The 20,726-nt window shown below is 37.8% G+C and carries 26 protein-coding genes; 22 read left to right on the top strand and 4 right to left on the bottom strand.

Annotated features, from left to right (window positions below; genetic code table 11):
- Positions 1-419 precede the first annotated feature (419 nt).
- The 4 genes from ACQKMI_RS16830 (at position 420) to ACQKMI_RS16815 (ending at position 3,005) form a co-directional block, all read left to right on the top strand.
- Positions 420-1,169: an HAD-IIB family hydrolase gene (locus ACQKMI_RS16830; protein WP_427490777.1), complete on the top strand. Its 750-nt coding sequence runs from the start codon at positions 420-422 to the stop codon at positions 1,167-1,169.
- Positions 1,170-1,296: 127 nt separating this feature from the next.
- Positions 1,297-1,422 (top strand): hypothetical protein, encoded by a 126-nt coding sequence (locus tag ACQKMI_RS16825; protein WP_427490775.1) that lies wholly within the window; start codon positions 1,297-1,299, stop codon positions 1,420-1,422.
- A 251-nt stretch (positions 1,423-1,673) separates the two neighbouring features.
- The gene (locus tag ACQKMI_RS16820) at positions 1,674-2,459 is read left to right on the top strand and encodes a hypothetical protein (protein ID WP_427490773.1); all 786 of its coding nucleotides are present in this window, start codon (positions 1,674-1,676) and stop codon (positions 2,457-2,459) included.
- 303 nt (positions 2,460-2,762) lie between these two features.
- On the top strand, positions 2,763-3,005 hold the full coding sequence (locus tag ACQKMI_RS16815; RefSeq protein WP_427490771.1) for a hypothetical protein: 243 nt from the start codon (positions 2,763-2,765) through the stop codon (positions 3,003-3,005).
- A 147-nt stretch (positions 3,006-3,152) separates the two neighbouring features.
- Here ACQKMI_RS16815 and ACQKMI_RS16810 read toward each other — a convergent pair whose 3' ends face one another.
- Both ACQKMI_RS16810 and ACQKMI_RS16805 read right to left on the bottom strand, forming a co-directional pair.
- Positions 3,153-3,491 (bottom strand): hypothetical protein, encoded by a 339-nt coding sequence (locus tag ACQKMI_RS16810; protein ID WP_427490769.1) that lies wholly within the window; start codon positions 3,489-3,491, stop codon positions 3,153-3,155.
- A gap of 169 nt (positions 3,492-3,660) precedes the next feature.
- The gene (locus ACQKMI_RS16805; protein ID WP_427490767.1) at positions 3,661-5,355 is read right to left on the bottom strand and encodes a methyl-accepting chemotaxis protein; all 1,695 of its coding nucleotides are present in this window, start codon (positions 5,353-5,355) and stop codon (positions 3,661-3,663) included.
- Positions 5,356-5,666: 311 nt separating this feature from the next.
- Here ACQKMI_RS16805 and ACQKMI_RS16800 point away from each other — a divergent pair, with 311 nt between their 5' ends.
- The 5 genes from ACQKMI_RS16800 to ACQKMI_RS16780 all read left to right on the top strand — a co-directional run bounded on the left by ACQKMI_RS16800 (position 5,667) and on the right by ACQKMI_RS16780 (position 8,943).
- Positions 5,667-6,161 carry a DUF1648 domain-containing protein gene (locus ACQKMI_RS16800; RefSeq protein WP_427490765.1) on the top strand — a complete coding sequence of 165 codons (495 nt, stop codon included), beginning with the start codon at positions 5,667-5,669 and terminating at the stop codon, positions 6,159-6,161.
- A gap of 102 nt (positions 6,162-6,263) precedes the next feature.
- Positions 6,264-6,947 (top strand): YdeI/OmpD-associated family protein, encoded by a 684-nt coding sequence (locus ACQKMI_RS16795; RefSeq protein WP_427490763.1) that lies wholly within the window; start codon positions 6,264-6,266, stop codon positions 6,945-6,947.
- A gap of 105 nt (positions 6,948-7,052) precedes the next feature.
- On the top strand, positions 7,053-7,490 hold the full coding sequence (locus tag ACQKMI_RS16790; RefSeq protein WP_427490761.1) for a DUF1801 domain-containing protein: 438 nt from the start codon (positions 7,053-7,055) through the stop codon (positions 7,488-7,490).
- Positions 7,487-7,864 carry a VOC family protein gene (locus ACQKMI_RS16785; protein WP_427490759.1) on the top strand — a complete coding sequence of 126 codons (378 nt, stop codon included), beginning with the start codon at positions 7,487-7,489 and terminating at the stop codon, positions 7,862-7,864. The genes ACQKMI_RS16790 and ACQKMI_RS16785 overlap by 4 nt, the downstream gene beginning before the upstream one ends.
- Before the next feature lie 98 nt (positions 7,865-7,962).
- Positions 7,963-8,943: a GNAT family N-acetyltransferase gene (locus ACQKMI_RS16780; RefSeq protein ID WP_427490757.1), complete on the top strand. Its 981-nt coding sequence runs from the start codon at positions 7,963-7,965 to the stop codon at positions 8,941-8,943.
- A gap of 50 nt (positions 8,944-8,993) precedes the next feature.
- Here ACQKMI_RS16780 and ACQKMI_RS16775 read toward each other — a convergent pair whose 3' ends face one another.
- A complete protein-coding gene (locus tag ACQKMI_RS16775; protein WP_427413882.1) occupies positions 8,994-9,431 on the bottom strand; it encodes an Rrf2 family transcriptional regulator in 438 nt (145 codons plus the stop codon).
- Positions 9,432-9,621: 190 nt separating this feature from the next.
- Here ACQKMI_RS16775 and hmpA point away from each other — a divergent pair, with 190 nt between their 5' ends.
- The 13 genes from hmpA (at position 9,622) to ACQKMI_RS16710 (ending at position 18,919) form a co-directional block, all read left to right on the top strand.
- The gene (gene hmpA, locus ACQKMI_RS16770; protein ID WP_427490755.1) at positions 9,622-10,788 is read left to right on the top strand and encodes an NO-inducible flavohemoprotein; all 1,167 of its coding nucleotides are present in this window, start codon (positions 9,622-9,624) and stop codon (positions 10,786-10,788) included.
- Positions 10,789-10,947: 159 nt separating this feature from the next.
- Positions 10,948-12,009, top strand: coding sequence for a YeeE/YedE thiosulfate transporter family protein (locus ACQKMI_RS16765; RefSeq protein ID WP_427490753.1), 1,062 nt, complete (start codon positions 10,948-10,950; stop codon positions 12,007-12,009).
- 18 nt (positions 12,010-12,027) lie between these two features.
- Positions 12,028-12,252, top strand: coding sequence for a sulfurtransferase TusA family protein (locus tag ACQKMI_RS16760; protein WP_249074808.1), 225 nt, complete (start codon positions 12,028-12,030; stop codon positions 12,250-12,252).
- A 263-nt stretch (positions 12,253-12,515) separates the two neighbouring features.
- The gene (locus ACQKMI_RS16755; protein ID WP_132361424.1) at positions 12,516-12,776 is read left to right on the top strand and encodes a metal-sensitive transcriptional regulator; all 261 of its coding nucleotides are present in this window, start codon (positions 12,516-12,518) and stop codon (positions 12,774-12,776) included.
- Positions 12,777-12,820: 44 nt separating this feature from the next.
- On the top strand, positions 12,821-13,162 hold the full coding sequence (locus tag ACQKMI_RS16750; RefSeq protein WP_427490751.1) for a rhodanese-like domain-containing protein: 342 nt from the start codon (positions 12,821-12,823) through the stop codon (positions 13,160-13,162).
- A 12-nt stretch (positions 13,163-13,174) separates the two neighbouring features.
- On the top strand, positions 13,175-13,471 hold the full coding sequence (locus tag ACQKMI_RS16745) for a rhodanese-like domain-containing protein (protein ID WP_427490749.1): 297 nt from the start codon (positions 13,175-13,177) through the stop codon (positions 13,469-13,471).
- Positions 13,472-13,535: 64 nt separating this feature from the next.
- Positions 13,536-14,090: a sulfurtransferase TusA family protein gene (locus ACQKMI_RS16740; protein ID WP_427490747.1), complete on the top strand. Its 555-nt coding sequence runs from the start codon at positions 13,536-13,538 to the stop codon at positions 14,088-14,090.
- A gap of 12 nt (positions 14,091-14,102) precedes the next feature.
- A complete protein-coding gene (locus ACQKMI_RS16735; RefSeq protein ID WP_323647779.1) occupies positions 14,103-14,498 on the top strand; it encodes a DsrE/DsrF/DrsH-like family protein in 396 nt (131 codons plus the stop codon).
- An 88-nt stretch (positions 14,499-14,586) separates the two neighbouring features.
- Positions 14,587-15,714 carry an MBL fold metallo-hydrolase gene (locus ACQKMI_RS16730; RefSeq protein ID WP_427490745.1) on the top strand — a complete coding sequence of 376 codons (1,128 nt, stop codon included), beginning with the start codon at positions 14,587-14,589 and terminating at the stop codon, positions 15,712-15,714.
- Between the two features lie 149 nt (positions 15,715-15,863).
- A complete protein-coding gene (locus ACQKMI_RS16725) occupies positions 15,864-16,091 on the top strand; it encodes a sulfurtransferase TusA family protein (protein WP_323648046.1) in 228 nt (75 codons plus the stop codon).
- Between the two features lie 114 nt (positions 16,092-16,205).
- On the top strand, positions 16,206-16,982 hold the full coding sequence (locus ACQKMI_RS16720; protein ID WP_427490743.1) for a sulfite exporter TauE/SafE family protein: 777 nt from the start codon (positions 16,206-16,208) through the stop codon (positions 16,980-16,982).
- Between the two features lie 13 nt (positions 16,983-16,995).
- Entirely contained in the window at positions 16,996-17,700 is a 705-nt protein-coding gene (locus tag ACQKMI_RS16715; RefSeq protein ID WP_427490741.1) for a DsbA family oxidoreductase, read from the top strand.
- 274 nt (positions 17,701-17,974) lie between these two features.
- Entirely contained in the window at positions 17,975-18,919 is a 945-nt protein-coding gene (locus tag ACQKMI_RS16710) for a c-type cytochrome (protein ID WP_323647773.1), read from the top strand.
- Positions 18,920-18,960: 41 nt separating this feature from the next.
- Here the strand turns inward: ACQKMI_RS16710 and ACQKMI_RS16705 are convergent, their stop codons facing one another.
- On the bottom strand, positions 18,961-20,655 hold the full coding sequence (locus ACQKMI_RS16705) for an FAD-dependent oxidoreductase (protein ID WP_427490739.1): 1,695 nt from the start codon (positions 20,653-20,655) through the stop codon (positions 18,961-18,963).
- Positions 20,656-20,726 lie beyond the last annotated feature (71 nt).

Here is a 20,726-nt window from a genome sequence, read left to right as displayed (position 1 = left end):
ATTTGATAATAATAAATTCCTTTATTTTTAGCTTTTCTCTGAAATTTTGGGGTGGTTTTGTTAAAACGTATGTCATGTATAAAGGTTGATCTTCGTTACGGCCGGGCGACTCCTTGGGGATCAGCAATAGAGGAACGAAGGCTAAAACCATCACGTCCTGTGATAACGCCTTCGTGACCAACATCCTGTTGCCCCAAGCAGCTCATCGGACGCCCCCAGGAAGCTTTGCTCTGTGCGAAAGCGAAGCGACAGCAATTGTTTTATCTGTGCGAAAGCGTAGCGACAGCAACAACAAAGCGCCCAGCCGGAACGGAAATCAACCCCACATTATGATAATAATCATTATTATTTCTACAATAAATGTAAATATTTATGAGATAATAAATGGGTAATGAATAGTTTAGAAAGAGGGCGTGACAATGAAATTTGTATTTGATTTAGACGGTACGATTTGCTTTAAGGGTCTACCATTAAGTGAGGGAGTTACTAATGCTCTAGAAGCTTGCATCGAAAATGGGCATGAAATCATTTTTGCATCAGCTCGTCCGATTCGTGATTTACTACCAGTATTACCGGAAACAATGCGAAAATTTTCAATGGTTGGGGGAAATGGTGCATTTGTTGCACGGAACGGAGAAACTATTGAGGTAACAGCATTTGAAGCAGGAATTGTAGAAGAGATTCAAAATATTATTTCAGCCTATCGATTGCCGTATTTAATAGACGGTGATTGGGATTATGCGTATACAGGCAGTGAGGCACACCCAATTTATCAAAATTTAGATCCACTAAAGCTTGCGAAAAATATTTCGTTGCAAGAGTTGAAGGATATAGTGAAAGTAGTATTATTCCCTGGAGATCAGCGTAATGAAATAGTAGTTGAACTAAAAAAACTACCAATCTCGTTGTATGAACATACATCCGAAAATATTGTAGATATGAGCCCGAATGGTATAGATAAATGGAATGGCTTAATGAAATTAGGGGTCTCTGAAGGTGAATTTATCGCATTTGGTAATGATGCGAATGATGCCTCGATGTTTGTAAAGGCAAAAGAAAGCGTTTGTGTAGGTGAGCATAAAGTACGTGAGCTTGCGTCCTTACAAGTACCAAGTAAGGAGACGTCGGTGATTGAAATGCTACATGTCTTAGTTGAAAAGTACAAATAAGGGACTCTACCTGAGCAGATTCCACGGCTACCTAAGCGGTATAAAGATACATATGAAGCGAAAGTGGTGAATTTTAGATAAACATGAAACACATACTCAGCGCAATAAAGCTGCCATTGAAACACGGTTGCCGATTGAGCAAGAAATGACATTTTTGCTAGGAAAACATACTGATTTTGACGTAGTGTTGACTAAGCTTAAGGGTCTTGTTGAAGAGGAAAGTGCTGGGAAATTAAGGCGAGCAGGTTTTTAATAAATGAAATCATTGAATGACATATACTAGATTCGAAGTTGCCTCCCAAATTGTATTTAATTACAAATACAGTTCGGGAGGCTTTTTTATGGAAAAGTTAATTTTGTCAACAAAATAGATTATCAAAATATGTCTGAGAATGAACAAATATTGATTTTGTTTATTTTAAAATTAATGCTATGTTTTGAGTGTCGAAGGGGAAGACGGAAATGTAACACCAGGTGATGATAAAATTAAAGGGGAATTTTGTTATGAAAAAAATTCTTTTTAGTTTTGCATGGTTAGCTCTATTTATCTTCCTTCCAATTAATGAAGCTTTCGCACAAGAGATATTACCTAATACAAAGCTTATAGATGAGGTTGAAGCGGAAGAAGAAGGGGACTTATCACAATCTATAGAAACTATTAAACCAGCTAATGCTCAGGGCATAAAGGCCTCTCGAAAAACTTCGACAACCTTAGAAGAAGCATATTGGTATATTAATGAAAAAGGCGAAGAGGTTCTAGTTACAACACTGAAAGTAAGTCAAGCGGACAGAGGTAAGTCGTATGATATTTCTATAAATCCAACGACAAATGAATATGAAGTGAAAGAATTGAGAGATTTTTTTCTAACACCAGAATTACGAGCTGCAAATATAAATTATTTTATTGGTGCCACATACACAACTTATGATCCTGTTTCAGTGGCATTAAATCGTTCAAGGCATGAATTAACTTGGGGAGGAAATCCCAATGATGCTTGGAAGATAAGTCGAAAAGCAACTGCTTGGGCAGCCAATCCATCTTCTTTAAATACTCATTGGTATATTGTTTCTAACAAGTATGAAGGGTATGTTGATGGTGGGAAATATATAAATTCTAGCTCTTACCATTCTTACTATAATACTGATTTTGTTTCAAGTAGTAAAAGAACAGATGTATGGCATAGATTAAATGTTCGAGGCTATGATGACGGCTATGCATATATCACGGCGGAAAATGGAAAGTCTGGAGAAGGGAGGTTATTCCTAAGTTTTAAATTAAGAACATATTAATTTATTAAAAAGGCTCTTCACCAAAACATGAGCTTGACTAAGAGTCGTACTCAATCCATTCTGCATCGCACTCAAGTAAAATCGTTTCCTTAAAGCGTTGCGGATTACGTGTGAAAAAATGCCGACATTGTATGGCTTTAAAGAGAGTTATTTTTCCCTTCAACTGCCACATTGGTGAAACGGTTTTTTATCCATTTTATTCAAGAACAGATTTTAGCGTTGAGCCATAAAAAAGGAAAGAAATTAATATTCTATAAGTATAAGAAATTAGTTCCTTTGATTTTATAAAAAGGAGAAAATAATATGATGGATTCTGACTCACTGTTGTTCCTTTGGCAGCTCTCATTTTTCATTTTTGGTGTCACATTAATAGTAGGTATTTTTAAAAAGTCTTGGGTTTTTATGCTGATAAGTACCATTACAGTTCTGCCTATAGCACTTTATTTTTTATTAGGAGCAAATAATGCTTTTAAATATATTGGACTAACACCAATTATTCTTTTCATTTTAACTATACTATTTTGGTTTTTAAAAAGAAAAAAATAAAATCTTTGCATTCATAGTAAAAAGTGTTTTCGGCGTTTCATCAACTTTAGAACGTCCTATACGTTTAACCATTGTCTAAATATAGGTCTTAATGGGATGGCTTAACTAAAACAAAAAGATACCTTATGAACTATCGTAAGGTATCCTTTATTTTAGCAATGTAAAAAAACCACTATCTTTTAAACTATACTGCGTAGAATCCGTAATACATTCAAAAGAATAAACAATAGAATCATTATTCTCAAGCTCTACAAAAAAAGTGATATTATTGAAATTACATAATAAATTACTAAAAGCTTCGACACTTTCAAAGTCTTTTTTTGCCTTACATACCTCCACTGTTTTTTCTAATGATTCTCTCAAAACAACTCTAGACAGTTCTGTAATTTCTTCCTTTTGGAGAACTATACCCATTTTTTTTGGACCATCTAATAAATCCGTAATCTCACTATCACTTAAAAGGTTAGATATACGCATATTTTTCATTGAATATCCTCCTATCTATTTCATAAATAGTTGAAAGCACATGATAGTATCAAAGCAGGCTTTAGTTAAATTTCAAAGATTTGAAAAAGTCAGCGCCTCCCAAGACAAATACAATTCGGGAGGCATATGATAGATCTTATTGCTAAACGTTAACTTTCAATTATCCCTTTTAATCTACTTTAAAACGCTCAACCTGTGTTTGTAATTCCTCGGCCATGTTGGATAGTGTGGCAGCAGAGGCGGCCACTTCTTCAATAGTCGCTAGTTGTTCCTCAGAAGCAGAAGCTACATTTTGTAGATTGGAAGAAGACATTTGAGCAATTGTTGCAATTTCATCGAAGGATGCGTAAATTTGCTCAGCACTTGATGACATTTCCTCTGAAACTGTCGTTGCCTCTTGAATTTGTTTGGATACTTGTTCGATCAGTTCAACGATTTTTGAGAAGCCTTCCTCCGCTACTTTTACAACTTGCATACCCACTTGAACCTCTTGTGTACCAGTATCCATAACAGTTACGGCGCGATTTGTATTCTGTTGGATTTCTGAAATCAAAGACGCGATTTGTTCAGCAGATCGCTTGGATTGTTCCGCTAATTTTTTCACTTCATTCGCAACTACCGCAAAGCCACGACCATGATCTCCTGCACGTGCTGCCTCAATTGCAGCATTCAGTGCTAGCAAATTTGTTTGCTCTGCAATATCTGTTATGAGGCTAATAATATTTCCGATTTCAACAGAATGGTTTTCTAAATTTTTCACAACGCTAGCAGATTCTAGAACTGCAGAGTTAATTGTGTTCATCTGTGTAATAACACGGTGAAGGGATTCATTTCCTTTATTCGCTTCTGTATTTGTCTCGATAGCAAGTTCTGAAACGGCAGCTGTAGTCGCAGCCAATTGTTGAATGCCTGTTGTCATCGTTTTCATAGCTACCGAGCTTTCAGTAGCATTTTTACCTTGAGCTTCGGAGCCACTTGCTACTTCTTGTATAGAGGAAGTAATTTGTTCTGTCGCTTGAATAGTTTGTTCAGCACTAGCGGTTAGCTCAGCAGCAGAACCACTTACTTGTACAGTGTTATGTCGTACATTTGTAATGAGATCCTTTAAATTTCCCGCCATTTGATTAAAGGCAAGCGCTAAATCACCTACTTCATCACGATTCTTAATGTGAATTTGCTCAGCTGTTAAATTGCCCCCAGCAATCTTTTTCGCAGTCTTCGCCATACCTTTGATAGGGCGGGAAATAAGGCTTCCCATGACCATAGCAATTATCAGACTAATGACGACGGCTAAGACGCCAAGAATAATCATTTGGAATTTAATGGATTGTATTTCTTTTGATGTAGCAGCAATTTTCCCTTTTATATATTCATCTTGATAGTTAGCGAGGTTAGCCACACGTGCATCGAATTGTTTAATAATTATGCGTCCCTGTGTGCTATCAAGCTTTACATATTGTTCTGTTTCACCATCTGCCTTTAATGAAAACATTCGATCTGCGAACTGTTGGACATCTTGTTCGCTTTTATAGATTGCTTCTAATAATTCAATTGATTTTTGAGAATCGAAGGATGTCTTTAATTCATCATATTTCTTTTTAAATTCTTCACGGGACGCTGTATTACTTTGATAATTTTGCTTGTCTCCAAGTAATAGATAGCCCCTCATATTTACAATTTCTTGTTTAGCAATTGCGCGGAGTTCTTGTATACTAATAGATTTTGTTGTTTGTTCTTCAAGTAACACCCGATATGTCTTGTTTACGGAATTAAGCTGCTTAAAGTTTAATCCGATGGTGCCAACTAATACTAAAATAACAATAAAAAAACCGAGTATTAACTTCTTATAGATAGTAAATCGCATAGTTGTCGTTTCCTTTCTCAGTAATTTAGTAGAAATGTTACAAAAAAATGAAATATGTATATACCATTTATATCAGATTATATGAATTTTACAAAGTATTATGAGAATTTTTACTATATTGAAAAGGAATAATAAGGGCGTAAGTTATAGATAAAATGATAAAAAAGGTAGAATAAAGTGCTGTTTTACGGTTAATGAAAGCGGATAGTTATGTGTATATAACAAACAATTAAGACAATTTGCATAAATTTGAAACTAAATGCACTGTAGTACCGTAGAAATAATAAAGGAATAAGCAAGGATGTGTGAAGATGTATAGACCTATTTTGAAATTACCGAAAACAACATATGAAAAGATTTGGGACTATATCGGTGGTGGATTATTTGTACTGTCCATCCTTTATACTTTTGTCATGTGGGGCAAACTACCCGAGGAGATTCCAGCTCACTTTAATGGTGCAGGAGAAGTTGATCGCTGGGGTTCCAAAATAGAATTATTTATCCTTCCGTTGATCGGAATATTTCTATGGATTTTTCTAGCGGTCCTTGAAAGGGTTCCGCATACGCATAATTACCCAGCACGTTTAAATGAAAGTAATGTTGAAGCTTTTTATTTAAATAGCCGAAAAATATTAAATGAAGTAAAAAACCTTTGTCTCATTTTATTTGCAGCTATATCATTCCAAATGGTACGTATTGCACTGGGTGAGGCGGAGAGTATTGGCTGGTGGTTCCTACCGATAGTGCTAATTGGAACAACTATTCCGATTATTAAAGGAATAGTAGCGACTACCAAAATAAAGTAGTTTATTTCAATGTAAATTAAACGCTCGAGAAAATTCGAGCGTTTTTTTTGTACGAATTTTTCATTAAATCAGCTATACTATCAAAACTAAGAGAAAATTGTATTGATTATTAAAAGAGGTGTTAAAGCTATGCAAAAGAAGTTTAAACTTAAAGATGGACTGTCTATGGCCATTCATAATCAGCCACAGGATATGATACTAGAGGGAATATCCCAATCTGGGAGTGTACCTCATGATCGAATCATTGCCTTTGTGTTTACGATTGATGAAATGGTTACATATTTACAAGATGCATTAAAGTTAAACATTCTCGCGGAACAGGGCTATTTATTTTTTGTTTATCCGAAAAAGGGGAATAAGAAGTATGAACAGTTTATCCATCGCGATGAAATCTTCCCAGCTATTCAAGTAGACGAGGGAAAATATATTGTTGGCAGTGATTATAAATTTGCGAGTCTGATGTCGTTAGATGAGACATTTTCGATATTAAGCATAAAAAGAGATGGCAAGGGCCGTGGCAAGAAGAAGACAGCGAGTAGTCAGTGCGTAAGTGATTATGAAGGTATGATTCCTCAATTGCGTGATGCACTTGCAGAAAATACGGATGATTTAACATTTTATGATGGATTAACACCGGGTTATCAAAAGGACTGGGCTCGTTATATCTATAGTGCGAAAAAGGAAGAGACGCAGGTAGCGCGCTTGGTGGAGATGCGTGAAATTATAAGACTTGGTTACAAAACAAAGGAATTATACAGAAAAGCAAAGGCAGAGGCCAAAGCATAAATAGCAAAGAAACTTTATTGATTCCTTTTAATGATGCTATATTCCTGGTAATTGGCAATCCTATGATTAGCCCAGCAAAATACTATGTTGAAAAGGGGACAGAGTATGAAAAACACTTATATTGAGCAAGTGGATGAAAAATGGCAGGAGGGTTTTGCCAAACTTGTAGATGTGGTAGAAAGCAATTTACCAGAGGGTTTTGAAGAAAGTATGTATTATGACATGATAAGCTATGTTGTCCCGTTATCTACTTATCCGAAGGGCTACCATTGTACACCGAATACTCCTTTACCCTTTATAAGTCTTGCTGCACAAAAACGTCATATTGCGGTTTATCATATGGGCATTTATGCAGATCAAACGTTACTCTCGTGGTTCCAGGAGGAATACGCGAAACGAGTACCGACGAAACTCAATATGGGGAAAAGCTGTATTCGTTTTACAAGCACTAAAAATATTCCGTATGAATTAATTGGAGAGCTTGTTTCGAAAATGACACCAGCACAATGGATTACAAAATATGAAGGGGAGTTAAATAAATGAAAAGTGCAACTACGTTTCTAATGTTTCAAGGACAAGCCAATGAAGCTATTCAGCAATATCAACAATGGTTTTCAGAGTTACAGGTAGAAAGCTTAACTTATATGGAAGACTCACAACAAGTTGCAATGGCTGTTCTTCATTTGAAGGGTTTGAAAATAATGGTGAACGATAGTGTGATACAACATAACTTTACATTTACACCGTCAACTTCTATTTTTGTGGAATGTGAGTCTATAGAAGAAATCGACAGTCTGGTTGCTCAAATTTTAGAGGGTGGACAGGCGTTAATGCCACTCGATAATTATGGATTTTCTAAGAAATTTGCCTGGATTCAGGATCGTTTCGGTGTATCTTGGCAACTAACATATAATTAAATTTAGGAATAGATGGATGGAATAAGCCCTTATGTCAGTAGAGGATGATACATAAATCCAATGCATAAGGTGCAATCAAGTTAAAAGGAGAATAGAATATGGCAGTAACTTTAGTGAGACACGCTATAAAATATGCTGAAGCGATGCATGCACTGTCTTCCGTGCCACAGGTTCGAGATGCACTAGGGTTACCTGCTGGCAAAGTGGAAGATACGATTAATTTTATTAAACGTGAGTGTGTGGACGAAGAAGCAGGAAAGACAGTTCCTCGTGTTGTCTTAGATGAGGAAGGACAACTTATTGGTGTGACTGCGTTAATGTTTATTGATCACAATAAAAAGAGCTGTCATATAGGTTCATGGCTGGGCCATGAATTTTGGGGAAAAGGCTATAATCTTCAATCAAAAATTGCCATTTTAGATATCGCATTCTTTGAGTTAGGTTTAGAGCGTGTTTTTGCAGGAGCTAGAAAGGTCAATATTCGCTCACAAAAGGCACAGGAAAAGTTGCCTTTTATTCGACTCGGAGTTGAAAATGATTTTCCGAAGGAGCATTCATGGCTAGAGGTCAAAGAAAAGCAGCCTTGTGTTTTAAATGTTTTTGAGCGTGAAGATTTTGTCCAATATCGTACATCTATAAAGAAAGTGGAAGGTGTTAGGGAAGACTATTTACCACACTTGTTATTGGCAGATGAAAGTGAGGAAGCTGTCCGAAAATATTTAAATGACGGTGAATTATACGAGATTAAATGTGGTGAGCAATTAGCGGGTGTAGCTTTACTTCTTGCTCAATCTGATAAGACAGTAGAACTAAAAAATATTGCGATTGTACCGAAGTATCAAGGTATAGGGTTTGGGAAAGAAGCGCTTCGTCAAATAACAGCAATTTGTCAAACACAAGGATATCAAACGGTAATAGTTGGAACTGCAAATTCTAGTATTGATAATATTGCATTCTATCAAAAAGCAGGTTTTCGTATGGAAGCAATTGAAAAAGATTTTTTCAGTAATTATCCAGAGCCAATCTATGAAAATGGGATTCGCGCACTAGATATGATTTTCTTTTCAAAGGCATTGTAAAATATATAGACATAAAAAATACCCGTCCAACTTGAGTTGTGCGGGTATTTTTATTCGCCAAGCAACAGTGCCATCAACTTTTCTTTCGAATGTAAAAAATCATCAAGCGTATAGCGATCTAAGACGGTTAAATAAGCTTGTAATGCTTCGTATAATACACCTTTTAGCTGACATTCTGGTGCAATTTTGCATAGATTATTTTCTTTGTCAAAGCACTCGACAAGATGAAAGTCTTCCTCTGTATGACGCACGATTTCACCAATTGTAATGGTTTTCGGATCAATTGCTAGGCGAATTCCTCCACCACGCCCTCGAATCGTTTCAATATAGCCCAATAATCCAAGCTGGTGTGTCACCTTCATTAAATGGTTCTTCGATATATTATAAGCATCAGAAATTTCTTGGATAGTTGATAATTGGCCTTCTTCCTTCGCACCCAAATAGATGAGTGTTCGAAGAGAATAATCTGTGTATAAAGTTAAGCGCATAAGAACACCCTACTTTCTATAGTTCAAAATAATTATAGCATTTTTACATTGAAGTATAATAAATTCAATACTTTTTTAAAGATGTATTTAATATACATTAATTATGTCCATTTTGTTAAAGATGTATTTGATATATTGCTTTTAAAAAACGAAAGCGTTATATTGTAATCACGAAAGGATGGTAGGTCATATGTTAAAACAAGAAACAGTACAAATTATTAAAGCAACAGTTCCTGTATTAGAAGTTCATGGAGTGGAGATTACTAAAACGTTTTATAAAAATTTGTTCCAAAATCATCCAGAATTATTGAATATTTTTAACCATACAAATCAAGAAAAAGGTCGTCAGCAAACAGCATTAGCAAACACAGTTTATGCTGCTGCAGCGCATATAGAAAATTTAGAAGCTATTTTACCAGCGGTGATGTTAATTGCTCATAAACACCGTAGTCTAGGTATTTTACCTGAGCATTATCCTATTGTTGGAGAATACTTATTAAAAGCGATTAAAGAAGTGCTTGGTGATGCAGCAACGGATGATATTATTAATGCTTGGGCTGAAGCATATGGCGTAATTGCAGATATCTTCATTCAAGTAGAAGAAGAGCTATATCAAAAAGCTGAGCGTAATGGCGGTTGGCGCTTATTTAAACAACTGAAAGTGGCGAAAAAAGTAGTAGAAAGTGATCTTGTTACATCTATCTACTTTGAAAATGAAGACGGTTCGCCTCTACCAGCTTATGAACCAGGTCAATATATCAGTATCCGCGTGAAAGTACCAGGCGAAGAATATTTAATGAACCGTCAGTATACGCTTTCGCAAGCAAGTGCAGAAGATGGCTACCGTATTTCAGTGAAACGTGAAAGTGATCATACGCCAAATGGTAAAGTATCTAACTTTATTCATGACGTATTAGAAGTGGGAGATTTAGTGGATGTAAGTGTTCCAGCAGGGCTATTTGTCTTAGAAGAAACTTCTACTCCTATTACATTTATAAGCGGTGGTATCGGTGTAACGCCATTAAATAGTATGCTGCAATCACTAACAGATGATGCGACAAATGAAGTGAGCTTTATCCAGTGTGCTCGCAATGAAAAAGTTGTAGCATTTAGCGATGACATCAAAAAGAAAGTAAATGTGCTACCAAATGCAACATACACAGCGTTATATTCGGATGAAAATAAGAAAATCTCAAAAGAATTATTAGCGGAAAAAGTAGCTGATAATGCAGATGTTTACGTATGTGGACCTGTTGGCTTTATGGAAGCAATCATTGAAAATTTACATGAGATTGGCGTGAAAGACGAAAAAATTCATTTTGAATTCTTTGGTCCAGCAATGCAGTTAGCAAAATAAATAACTATCTGACCCCTTGTTATAAGAAGCAGTTTTCTGCACTTGTAGCAGGGGGTTTTTGTGTGCGTAGAAAAAGTTAAAAAAAGTAATTGAATTCTTAGTAAAACAAGTGGTAATATACCCTATAAGAATACTAAGGTATTGAAGGGGGAATGATGGATGGGTCAAATGGTTATTACGGGACTTATTTGCGGAGCTTTACTTGGATTTGTTATGCAACGTGGTCGTTTTTGCTTAACTGGTGGATTCCGCGATATGTATTTAACAAAAGATAACCGTATGTTTTACGCATTACTTATTGCAATAGCAATCCAAAGTGTTGGTGTATATACCTTGATTAGTTTAAAGGTATTTGAATTCAGTGCTGGTTCTTTACCAATCGTGGCTGTTATTGTTGGTTCATTTATTTTTGGAATAGGCATTATTTTCGCTGGTGGTTGTGCAACAGGTACTTGGTATCGGGCAGGCGAAGGTTTAATTGGCAGTTGGATTGCATTAGCTGGCTATATGCTTGTAGCAGCAATGATGAAATCAGGCGTATTGTTGCCGTTGGATACGGCTATTAAAGAAACGAACATTAAAAGTAATTCTATTGCCGAGACAATTGGCGTAAACAACTGGCTGATAATATCGATTTTTGTAGTAGTTGTTGCACTGGTTATTTACCGTGAGCTAAAGAAGCCTCGATTGAAAATCCCGGGGTTAAAGCCGAAAAAAACGGGATTAGCACATGTTTTATTTGAAAAACGTTGGCATCCATTTATAACTGCAACAATTATTGGTGTGATTGCAACTTTAGCATGGCCGTTAAGTGTTGCTACTGGTCGCATAGGCGGGTTAGGCGTTACAACACCTTCAGCTAATATTTTGCAATTTTTGGTGACAGGACAAATTAGCTTCATCAACTGGGGTGTTTTCCTAGTGCTAGGGATTTTCTTAGGATCATTATTCGCTGCAAAAATGAGTGGCGAATTTAGATTTCGTATTCCAGATACAAAAACTGCGATTAACAGCTTATGTGGTGGACTTATGATGGGATTCGGCGCAGCTTTAGCAGGAGGTTGCTCAATTGGTAATGGATTGGTGATGACAGCGATGATGACTTGGTCAGGATGGATTTCTTTAGGATTTATGATTTTAGGTACATGGACTGCGTCTTACTTTGTATTCGTTCGACCAAATAAAAAAGCTAAGCAAGCTACACGAGTAATACCAGCGTAAAAAAAGGAGTGTTTTCATATGAAAAAAACATTAGAAGTTATGGGGATGGTTTGTCCATTTCCTTTAGTAGAAGCAAAAGAAGCTATCAAAGACTTAAATTCAGGTGATGAATTAGAAGTGCAATTTGATTGTACGCAAGGTACAGAATCCATTCCTCGTTGGGCAGCTGAAGAAGGGCACGAGGTAACAGAGTATGAACAAGTTGGCGAAGCGGCTTGGACAATTACGATTAAAAAGAAATAAGGCAATGTACTATGAAGTTCATATAAGCGAGAAATTCGGTGATAGAATCGTCGGATTTCTCGCTTTTTTTATTTAAGAAATAAAAGGAGATGTGGATAACAACCTGAAATTAACGGGATAAAACGTTGATACAAGAGGGACATAACATGAAAACGACGGTTAAGAAAAAATTAGAACTTTCATGTTGACAATATACCTAATGGGGTATATTATAAATCTCGTAAGCAAGTTCAATCAATCGTTTTGGAAGGAGGCGTGACAGTATGGCTTACGGTACAAAAACAGCTAATCGAGTGAAGCGAATAGAAGGTCAATTGCGTGGTGTTTTACGCATGATGGAAGAAGAAAAAAACTGTAAAGATGTGATTACACAGCTATCTGCCGTGCGTTCTGCGGTTGATCGGACTATCGGAGTAATCGTTAGTGAAAATTTATTGGAATGTGTAACGACTGCTGAAGGGGATGCTGGAAAAGTGAATACGGCCATCCAAGAAGCGATGGATTTAGTCGTGAAAAGTAGATAATTTTTATATACCCTAAATAGTATGTGTGAGGAGGCGGATGTTACTTGGAAACATGGATTATACTTGCTGTTGTTATAGCATTTTTCGTTTGGCGAATGAAGCCAACGAAAGGAGTACAGTCAATTTCAGGGGCACAATTGAAAAACATTCTAAATGATAAGGATAAAGTTTTTATCGATGTGCGTACACCAGCTGAATATAAGGGACGGAATATCCCGCAATTCAAAAATATTCCGCTCGGTTCTAGCTTTGACAAGATACCGAAGGATAAAGAGATCGTTGTCATTTGCCAAAGCGGCATGCGCAGTAGTCAGGCATGTAAACAACTGAAGAAACAAGGATTTGAGCGTGTGACAAATGTTCGTGGTGGCATGAGCGCGTATTAGGAGGAGAATAGCATGAAGGAAATTTCAACAATGGAAGTACAACAAGCTTTAGAGCAAGGTCAGGCAATAAATTTAATCGACGTACGTGAAGTAGATGAAGTGGAATCAGGACATATTCCGGGCATTTTTCATATCCCACTTGGCTTACTTGAATTCCGTATGCATGAGCTAAATAAAAATGAACCATATGTTATGGTCTGTCGATCAGGTGGTCGTAGTGGTAGTGCTACTCAGTTTTTAGAAAGCCACGGCTTCGATGTATCCAATATGGTTGGTGGCATGCTTTCTTGGAATGGTGAAGTAAAGTAACCTGAAACTCTTGCTATATTTTTTTAGAAGAAATAATACCTGTATAGGTATGAGGGAGGAAGTTATGAGTATTAAGGTAGATTTTCAGCTGGATGCCAAGGGGCTTTCTTGTCCTATGCCAATTGTTAAAACGAAAAAGGCGATGGCGGATTTAGTAGATGGTCAAATTTTAGAAGTATCAGCAACAGATAAGGGTTCGAAGGCGGATATTGCTGCATGGGCTGAATCTGTGGGGCATCAATATATTGGGACAGTCGAAGACGAAAGTGTGCTAAAACATTATATTCGCAAATGCTCAGACGACACGATAGATGAGCAAACATTTGAACATACAATGGAGCTAAAAGAGGCAATGGAAAGAGAAGGTCTTATTCTCGATGTGCGTGAGGAGGCGGAGTTTGCTTTTGGCCACATTGAGGGAGCAAAGTCTATTCCGATGGGTGAGCTAGATGGACGCCTTTCTGAGCTTGATAAAGAGCAGGAAATCTATGTGGTTTGCCGTACTGGCAAGCGTAGTGATTTAGCCGCCCAAAAGCTTGCGGCACATGGCTTTACAAAAGTATTTAACGTTCTACCAGGAATGACTTCCTGGACTGGCAACTTAACAAAAAACATTTAGGGGGAATTTTTTATGTCAAATAAAGTAGCAATTATTGCAAGTAACGGTGGTCTTTTCGATGCGTATAAGGTGTTCAATATTGCAACGGCAGCGGCAGCTACAGAGAAAGAAGTAGCAATCTTCTTTACATTCGAAGGGTTAAATTTAATTCATAAACAAGGGATGCATGCATTACCTATGCCTGCAGGAGCGGAGCATTTTGCAGAAGGGTTTGCTAAAGCTAATGTACCAGCAATTCCGCAATTAGTGGAAATGGCACAGGAATTAGGTGTGAAAATGATCGCGTGTCAAATGACGATGGATGTTATGGGTTTAACGACAGATGATTTTATTGAAGGTATCGAGGTTGGGGGAGCTGTGACGTTCTTAGAGTTTGCAAAAGATGCAGCACCATCATTAACGTTCTAATTAACATAAATGATTCAATATATAAGCGGAGAGGACAATCCTTTCCGCTATAAAAATCAACAAAATAATACCTTAGGGGGTAATCAGTGTGTCAATTTTAAAATGGAGTGCAGCAGAAGTAGCGAAAAAAGTAATTAATAATGAAGAATTATTTATTTTAGATGTTCGAAATGCGGATGCATTCGAAGATTGGAAAATTGATGGCCATAAATTTGAATACCTTAATATTCCATATTTTGAGCTACTAGATGGTGTTGAGGATATCTTGCCGGTGATTCCAGCTAATAAAGATGTATTAGTCGTTTGTGCGAAAGAAGGATCATCACTAATGGTAGCTGAGATGTTATCTGAAGCAGGACGTACGGTGGCTTATCTAGCTGGAGGAATGAAAACGTGGAGTGAATATTTAGAACCGATTAAAGTTGGAGATTTAACTGGTGGCGGTGAGCTTTATCAATTTGTACGTTTAGGGAAGGGCTGCCTTTCTTATATGGTCATCTCTGAGGGAGAAGCGGCGATTGTCGATGCTGTGCGTTTTACTGACGCATTCACAAGCTTTGCGGAAGAGAAAAACGTGAACATTAAATATGTGTTCGATACACATTTGCATGCTGATCATATATCTGGTGGACGACATATAGCAGCTGCTACAGGTGCGACGTATTATTTACCACCGAAAGATGCAGAAGAAGTTGTGTTTGACTATACACCGTTACTTGATGGCACGACTGTACAAGTTGGTGCCTCAAAAATTGACGTAGGAGCGATTTATTCGCCTGGTCATACAATTGGTTCAACATCATTTGTTGTGGACAACAAGTATTTATTAACTGGAGATATTTTATTTGTTGATTCAATTGGACGCCCTGATTTAGCGGGTCTTGCAGAAGATTGGGTTGGTGATTTACGCGAAACACTTTACAAACGATACAGAGAATTATCGGATGATCTAATTGTTTTACCGGCTCATTTTATGGTGATTGATGAATTAAATGAAGACGGAACTGTTGCAAAACATCTTGGACAATTATTTGCCGAAAATCACGGCTTAAACATTAAAGATGAAGCCGAATTCCGAAGTGTTGTAACAGAGCATTTGCCTCCACAGCCAAATGCGTATCAAGAAATTCGTCAAGTAAATATGGGTAAGGTTACGCCAACGCAGGATGAGCAGACAGAGATGGAAATTGGTCCGAATCGCTGCGCAGTTCGATAGTCCGTTAAGTGAAATGTAATGAGTACGCATGCATGGTTATAGCATGTAAATACCGCGAAGCGAAGGCGCTCATCCTTCGTAAAGTCGTGAAAAAACAAACAGAACCAGCAAAATCGCTTACAACGTTTGCTGTTCCGAAGGAGAAAAATATGAAATCAAACTTACAACTAGATGCAAAGGGTTTATCTTGTCCGATGCCTATAGTGAAAACAAAAAAAGCTATAGATACATTGGCTTCGGGTGAAATTTTAGAGGTTCAAGTAACGGATAAGGGAGCTCTTGCGGATATCCCTGCTTGGGCAAAAGCTGGCGGTCATGCAATTTTAGACAAAGCTGAAGACGCTGGTGTCATTACATTCTTTATTCAAAAAGCTTAATGCTGGTGAGGGTTGTCTCTTCTATTTGAAGGTAAGAACAACCCTCCTTTCATTTGATATTGGTGGAAATGACAATGCCGTTAAGGCGCAAGTGACCAGAAAGAAGGAAAAAAGATGGATTTAGCATGGATCATTACAATATTTTTGATTGGCTTTGTCGGTTCATTTATATCAGGAATGTTGGGGATCGGCGGAGCAATTATTAAATATCCAATGTTATTATATATCCCACCTTTACTTGGTTTTGCAGCATTTTCAGCACATGAGGTATCAGGTATTAGTTCGGTAGAAGTGTTTTTTGCCTCTCTTGCTGGGGTGTGGGCATATCGAAAAGGTGGTTATTTAAATAAATCACTGATTATATATATGGGTAGTGCTGTATTAGCAGGAAGTTTCGTTGGTAGTTACGGCTCCCAATTTTTATCTGAAGTGGGGGTTAACATCGTTTATGGTGTATTGGCGTTGATTGCTGCAGTGATGATGTTTATTCCGAAGAAGCAAATTGACGATAAGCCATTGGATGAGGTAACGTTCAATAAACCGATAGCAACTGTATTAGCTTTTATTGTTGGTATTGGATCGGGGATTGTTGGGGCAGGTGGTGGCTTCTTGTTAGTACCTATAATGCTAGTCGTATTAGGTATACCGACACGTATGACAATCGCTACAAGCCTTGCTATTACTTTTATATCCTCAATAGGCGGGACAATTGGAAAGTTGATGACGGGACAAGTTGATTATTATCCTGCATTCATTATGATTGTAGCTAGCTTAATAGCAGCTCCGCTAGGTGCAAAAGCAGGGAAAAAAATAAATACAAAAGTTTTGCAAGCTATTTTAGCAGTGCTCATTTTAGCAACTGCCATTAAAATTTGGATCGATATATTGTAGGAGGCTGTAGTAAATGAAAATTGAGATTTTCTCAGATTTTACATGTCCATTCTGTTACATTGGCAAGAGAGAATTGGAACGCGCCATTGACTTGGCAGGTTATTCAGGGCAGGTAGAAATTGAATACAAAGCATATCAAATTGGACCGCATACGCCTAAGAAAGATGCACCAACTTTATATGAAGGTATGACTGCAAAATTTGACTCCACGATAGAAGAAGTAAAGGAAATTACTAAGGGTATAGCAATACGGGCCGAAGAGGTTGGTTTGCATTACAATTTTGAAGATATGAAAACAGCGCATACTGAAAAAGCGCATCGATTAGCAAAATGGACAAGACAGTTTGGTAAAGAATCGGTCTATACGGAAGAGCTTATGAGTGGTTACTTTACGAAAGGAAAAGACTTAAACGATAATATGTTCTTGTTAAAAGTCATTGAAAATATAGACTTAGATGTTGAAATAGCGAAGGGTATTTTGGCATCAACTGACTTCAGCGAAGCTTTAGACAGAGATCGATATGATGCCCAACAGCTAGGTGTACAAAGTGTTCCGTTCTTTGTTTTTGAAAATCGTTACGGTATTAAAGGTGCGGAGCCAAATGAAGTTTTCGTACGAACATTGCATCAAGCGGCAGAGATAGCCGGGATTCAGCCAGTATTAAAGATGGTAGGTAATGGTGAAGCTATTTGTGCTGATGGTGAATGTAAATTATAGTGGAACGCTAAAATGTCGGGTACAATGCTGTGCTCGTCATTTTTATTTTTATTCAGAAATGTTGATCGGTGCGGAAGTGAAGCGTCAGCTACAAATACAGGGAAAAGGACATACTGCAAGAGGTATTAAGTCTCGTTTAGTGTGTTATAGAACAATGAATTTCGTAATTTTATCCTCTAAATGATTCTATTTGCGTAAGGTGTGAGAAAAGTCACATCGGAAAACATGCTGTTTTGCTAAAATATAGGTGAGTATACAAAGGGGGGTATTATAGATGAAACCTATAGTAGCGGGAGTAGCGGGGACAGTGCTGTTAGCGGGTACACTTTTTGTGGGGGCAGCCATTAGTGACAAAATTTTAGGTGATGCCGAAAGCAAAGAATCCGCTGAACAAACAAAAATACCAGCAACAGCAGCTGCTCAGTCAGTTGTCTATGCGCCACCAAGCATTGAAGAAGTACCAGATGGACCTATGAAGGAAGCAATATTATACGGTTATGAGCTTGTCAATGATACACATGTTGCTGCAGAAGAATATGTTGGGAATCAATTGTCTTGCACAAGCTGTCATGCAGGGGCAGGTTACGATGAGCAAGTTTCGTCATTAGTAGGCGTTATGGCGGATTATCCCCAATATATCGCTCGCTCAGGTGATATTGTAACGATTGAGGAGCGTATTAATGGTTGTATGGTTCGCAGTATGAACGGTAAGAAATTTGACATGAATAGCAAAGAGTTAGAAGCGATGGTCTCGTACTTCGCCTATATTTCAGAAGGTGTGCCTATCGGGGCAGAACGTGAATGGGTAGGTGCAAGTACTATGAAGAACGTTCCTATACCGGATGTTAAGAACGGTGAGGAAGTATATGCTCAGTCTTGTATCGCTTGTCACGCAGCTGATGGCTCGGGCAATGGTGCTAATACAGGTCCGGCATTATGGGGTGAAAAATCATTCAATGATGGAGCGGGTATGGCAAGAATGTCAAAAATGGCTGGCTACATCCAAAATAATATGCCAGTCGGTGCAGCAGGTACTTTGACAGATCAAGATGCCGCTGATTTAGCAGCCTTTATTTTATCGCAGGATCGACCTGAATGGGCAAATCATAATAAAGATTGGCCAAAAGGCGGACGTCCAAATGATATTATGAATAAAGAGAAACGGGAACAAGTTAAAAATGGCACAATAAATTGGGAGAAAGTGCTTTCTACTAATTAAAATGAAAAGGGATGCTGCAAACTAGCGGCATCCCTTTCGTGCTATTTAAAATTGTAGGCCGTAACAATTTTATCTCTGTTAGTTGTTGTATCTGTGAAATATTCATACAAGCAAATACCGAGGAAGGATCCGGCAACATTGAAGACATTCGAGAAACCGTTATTTTGGAGGGTCATTACAGCATTGTAGCTCCGCTGGCCAGATCGGCAATGTACGTAAACTCTTCTATCTTGTGGGATCTCATCCAAACGTTCACGGAGCTCACTTAACGGAATATTATGCGCGTGAATGAGATGACCAGCCTCGAATTCATTTCTTTCGCGGACATCTAAGAAATAGGCGTTATTTTCAATGAGACCTCTAACCTCGTCAACTTTTACTTGTTTATAATGACCGTATAACTGGTTTTGAGCAACGAGTGCAGCTAAATTAACTATGTCACGTGCGGTACTAAACATTGGAGAATATGATAGCTCTAACTCTTTTAAGTCTTCTAATGTGCCATCCATTGTTATCATGGTTGCAATAACGTCGATGCGTTTGTCGGCATTACCTTTTCCGATCGCCTGCGCTCCAAGAATTTTCCCGGTTGGCACTTCGTAAACAAGCTTAAAATGAAGTGGATTACTATTTGGCATTAAACCAACTTTGTCTGGTGCAATTAAATACACGCTTTTTGCTTGAAAGCCATGTGCGAGTGCTGTTTTTTCATTTAAGCCCGTTGTGGCACACGTGTAATCAAAAATTTGTACGCTTGAAGAGCCGATAACTCCTTTGTTTTGTTGAGGTATATTGTACATATGATTAGCTGCTGCTCGTGCTTGTCGTTGCGCTGGACCTGCAAGTGCCAAGCGAGTTTGTTTATGAGTTAGCTGGTGAAATACTTCTATAGCATCGCCCACAGCGTAAATAGAAGGATCGGATGTTGCGTAATTAGCATCCACTTGAATGCCGCCAAGTTCACCTATTGTCAGTCCGGCTTCTTTCGCTAAAGAGGTTTCGGGACGAACGCCGATAGCTAATACGACAGCCTGTGCTTTCAATTGTTTACCGGAATTCAATTCTACATAATCTGCTGTAACCTTAGCTAGACCATCATTGACGATGACATTAATTCCTTTATCCATCATTTCTTTGTGTAATATTTGTGCCATATCATAGTCAAATGGCATCATGATTTGTTGGCTAAATTCAACGAGTGAGACATTAAAACCGGCAAGCTGTAAATTTTCTGCAACCTCTACGCCTATAAATCCGCCACCGATTACAGCGATATCCTGTATGTCATCACTCTGGATATAGCGATTTAAACGGTCAATATCCACGACATTACGAACAGTAAAAACGTGTGAAGAATGAGCGCCATCTAAATTTGGAACAATTGGGCTCGCACCAGGAGATAACACTAACGTATCGTAGCTTTCTTCATACTCAGTGTCAGTAGTTAAATCTTTTACAGTAATGTTTTTATCTTTTCGATTAATATGTAAAACTTCTTGATTAACACGCGCCTCAATCTTGTATTTTGTTTGAAAGGCTTGTGGTGTCATTAAGATTAATTTGTCGCTGTTATCAACGATTCCACTTAGATGAAAGGGTAAAGAGCAATTTGAAAATGAAACGTTCGGTCCTTTTTCGAACATTATAATCTCAGCATGTTCATCGAGGCGACGAATACGCGCAGCGGTCGAGGCACCGCCTGCGACACCACCGACTATTAAAAATTTTTTACTCATGTGTAAGCACATCCTTTTCTTGTGATATACGTATATGGGTATATTGTGGATAAATCAAAACTTTCCGGGTG

Source organism: Lysinibacillus sp. NPDC097214 (assembly GCF_050277945.1).
Classification (GTDB): domain Bacteria; phylum Bacillota; class Bacilli; order Bacillales_A; family Planococcaceae; genus Lysinibacillus; species Lysinibacillus xylanilyticus_B.
The sequence above is the reverse complement of the archived record's forward strand: the minus strand, read 5'-3'. Positions and strand labels throughout refer to the sequence as shown.

Coding starts and splice junctions, on each gene's coding strand:
- ACQKMI_RS16830 (WP_427490777.1), top strand. CDS start 420: ATGAAATTTGTATTTGATTTAGACGGTACGATTTGCTTTAAGGGTCTA.
- ACQKMI_RS16820 (WP_427490773.1), top strand. CDS start 1,674: ATGAAAAAAATTCTTTTTAGTTTTGCATGGTTAGCTCTATTTATCTTC.
- ACQKMI_RS16815 (WP_427490771.1), top strand. CDS start 2,763: ATGATGGATTCTGACTCACTGTTGTTCCTTTGGCAGCTCTCATTTTTC.
- ACQKMI_RS16810 (WP_427490769.1), bottom strand. CDS start 3,491: ATGAAAAATATGCGTATATCTAACCTTTTAAGTGATAGTGAGATTACG.
- ACQKMI_RS16805 (WP_427490767.1), bottom strand. CDS start 5,355: ATGCGATTTACTATCTATAAGAAGTTAATACTCGGTTTTTTTATTGTT.
- ACQKMI_RS16800 (WP_427490765.1), top strand. CDS start 5,667: ATGTATAGACCTATTTTGAAATTACCGAAAACAACATATGAAAAGATT.
- ACQKMI_RS16790 (WP_427490761.1), top strand. CDS start 7,053: ATGAAAAACACTTATATTGAGCAAGTGGATGAAAAATGGCAGGAGGGT.
- ACQKMI_RS16785 (WP_427490759.1), top strand. CDS start 7,487: ATGAAAAGTGCAACTACGTTTCTAATGTTTCAAGGACAAGCCAATGAA.
- ACQKMI_RS16780 (WP_427490757.1), top strand. CDS start 7,963: ATGGCAGTAACTTTAGTGAGACACGCTATAAAATATGCTGAAGCGATG.
- ACQKMI_RS16775 (WP_427413882.1), bottom strand. CDS start 9,431: ATGCGCTTAACTTTATACACAGATTATTCTCTTCGAACACTCATCTAT.
- hmpA (WP_427490755.1), top strand. CDS start 9,622: ATGTTAAAACAAGAAACAGTACAAATTATTAAAGCAACAGTTCCTGTA.
- ACQKMI_RS16765 (WP_427490753.1), top strand. CDS start 10,948: ATGGGTCAAATGGTTATTACGGGACTTATTTGCGGAGCTTTACTTGGA.
- ACQKMI_RS16760 (WP_249074808.1), top strand. CDS start 12,028: ATGAAAAAAACATTAGAAGTTATGGGGATGGTTTGTCCATTTCCTTTA.
- ACQKMI_RS16755 (WP_132361424.1), top strand. CDS start 12,516: ATGGCTTACGGTACAAAAACAGCTAATCGAGTGAAGCGAATAGAAGGT.
- ACQKMI_RS16745 (WP_427490749.1), top strand. CDS start 13,175: ATGAAGGAAATTTCAACAATGGAAGTACAACAAGCTTTAGAGCAAGGT.
- ACQKMI_RS16740 (WP_427490747.1), top strand. CDS start 13,536: ATGAGTATTAAGGTAGATTTTCAGCTGGATGCCAAGGGGCTTTCTTGT.
- ACQKMI_RS16735 (WP_323647779.1), top strand. CDS start 14,103: ATGTCAAATAAAGTAGCAATTATTGCAAGTAACGGTGGTCTTTTCGAT.
- ACQKMI_RS16725 (WP_323648046.1), top strand. CDS start 15,864: ATGAAATCAAACTTACAACTAGATGCAAAGGGTTTATCTTGTCCGATG.
- ACQKMI_RS16720 (WP_427490743.1), top strand. CDS start 16,206: ATGGATTTAGCATGGATCATTACAATATTTTTGATTGGCTTTGTCGGT.
- ACQKMI_RS16715 (WP_427490741.1), top strand. CDS start 16,996: ATGAAAATTGAGATTTTCTCAGATTTTACATGTCCATTCTGTTACATT.
- ACQKMI_RS16710 (WP_323647773.1), top strand. CDS start 17,975: ATGAAACCTATAGTAGCGGGAGTAGCGGGGACAGTGCTGTTAGCGGGT.
- ACQKMI_RS16705 (WP_427490739.1), bottom strand. CDS start 20,655: ATGAGTAAAAAATTTTTAATAGTCGGTGGTGTCGCAGGCGGTGCCTCG.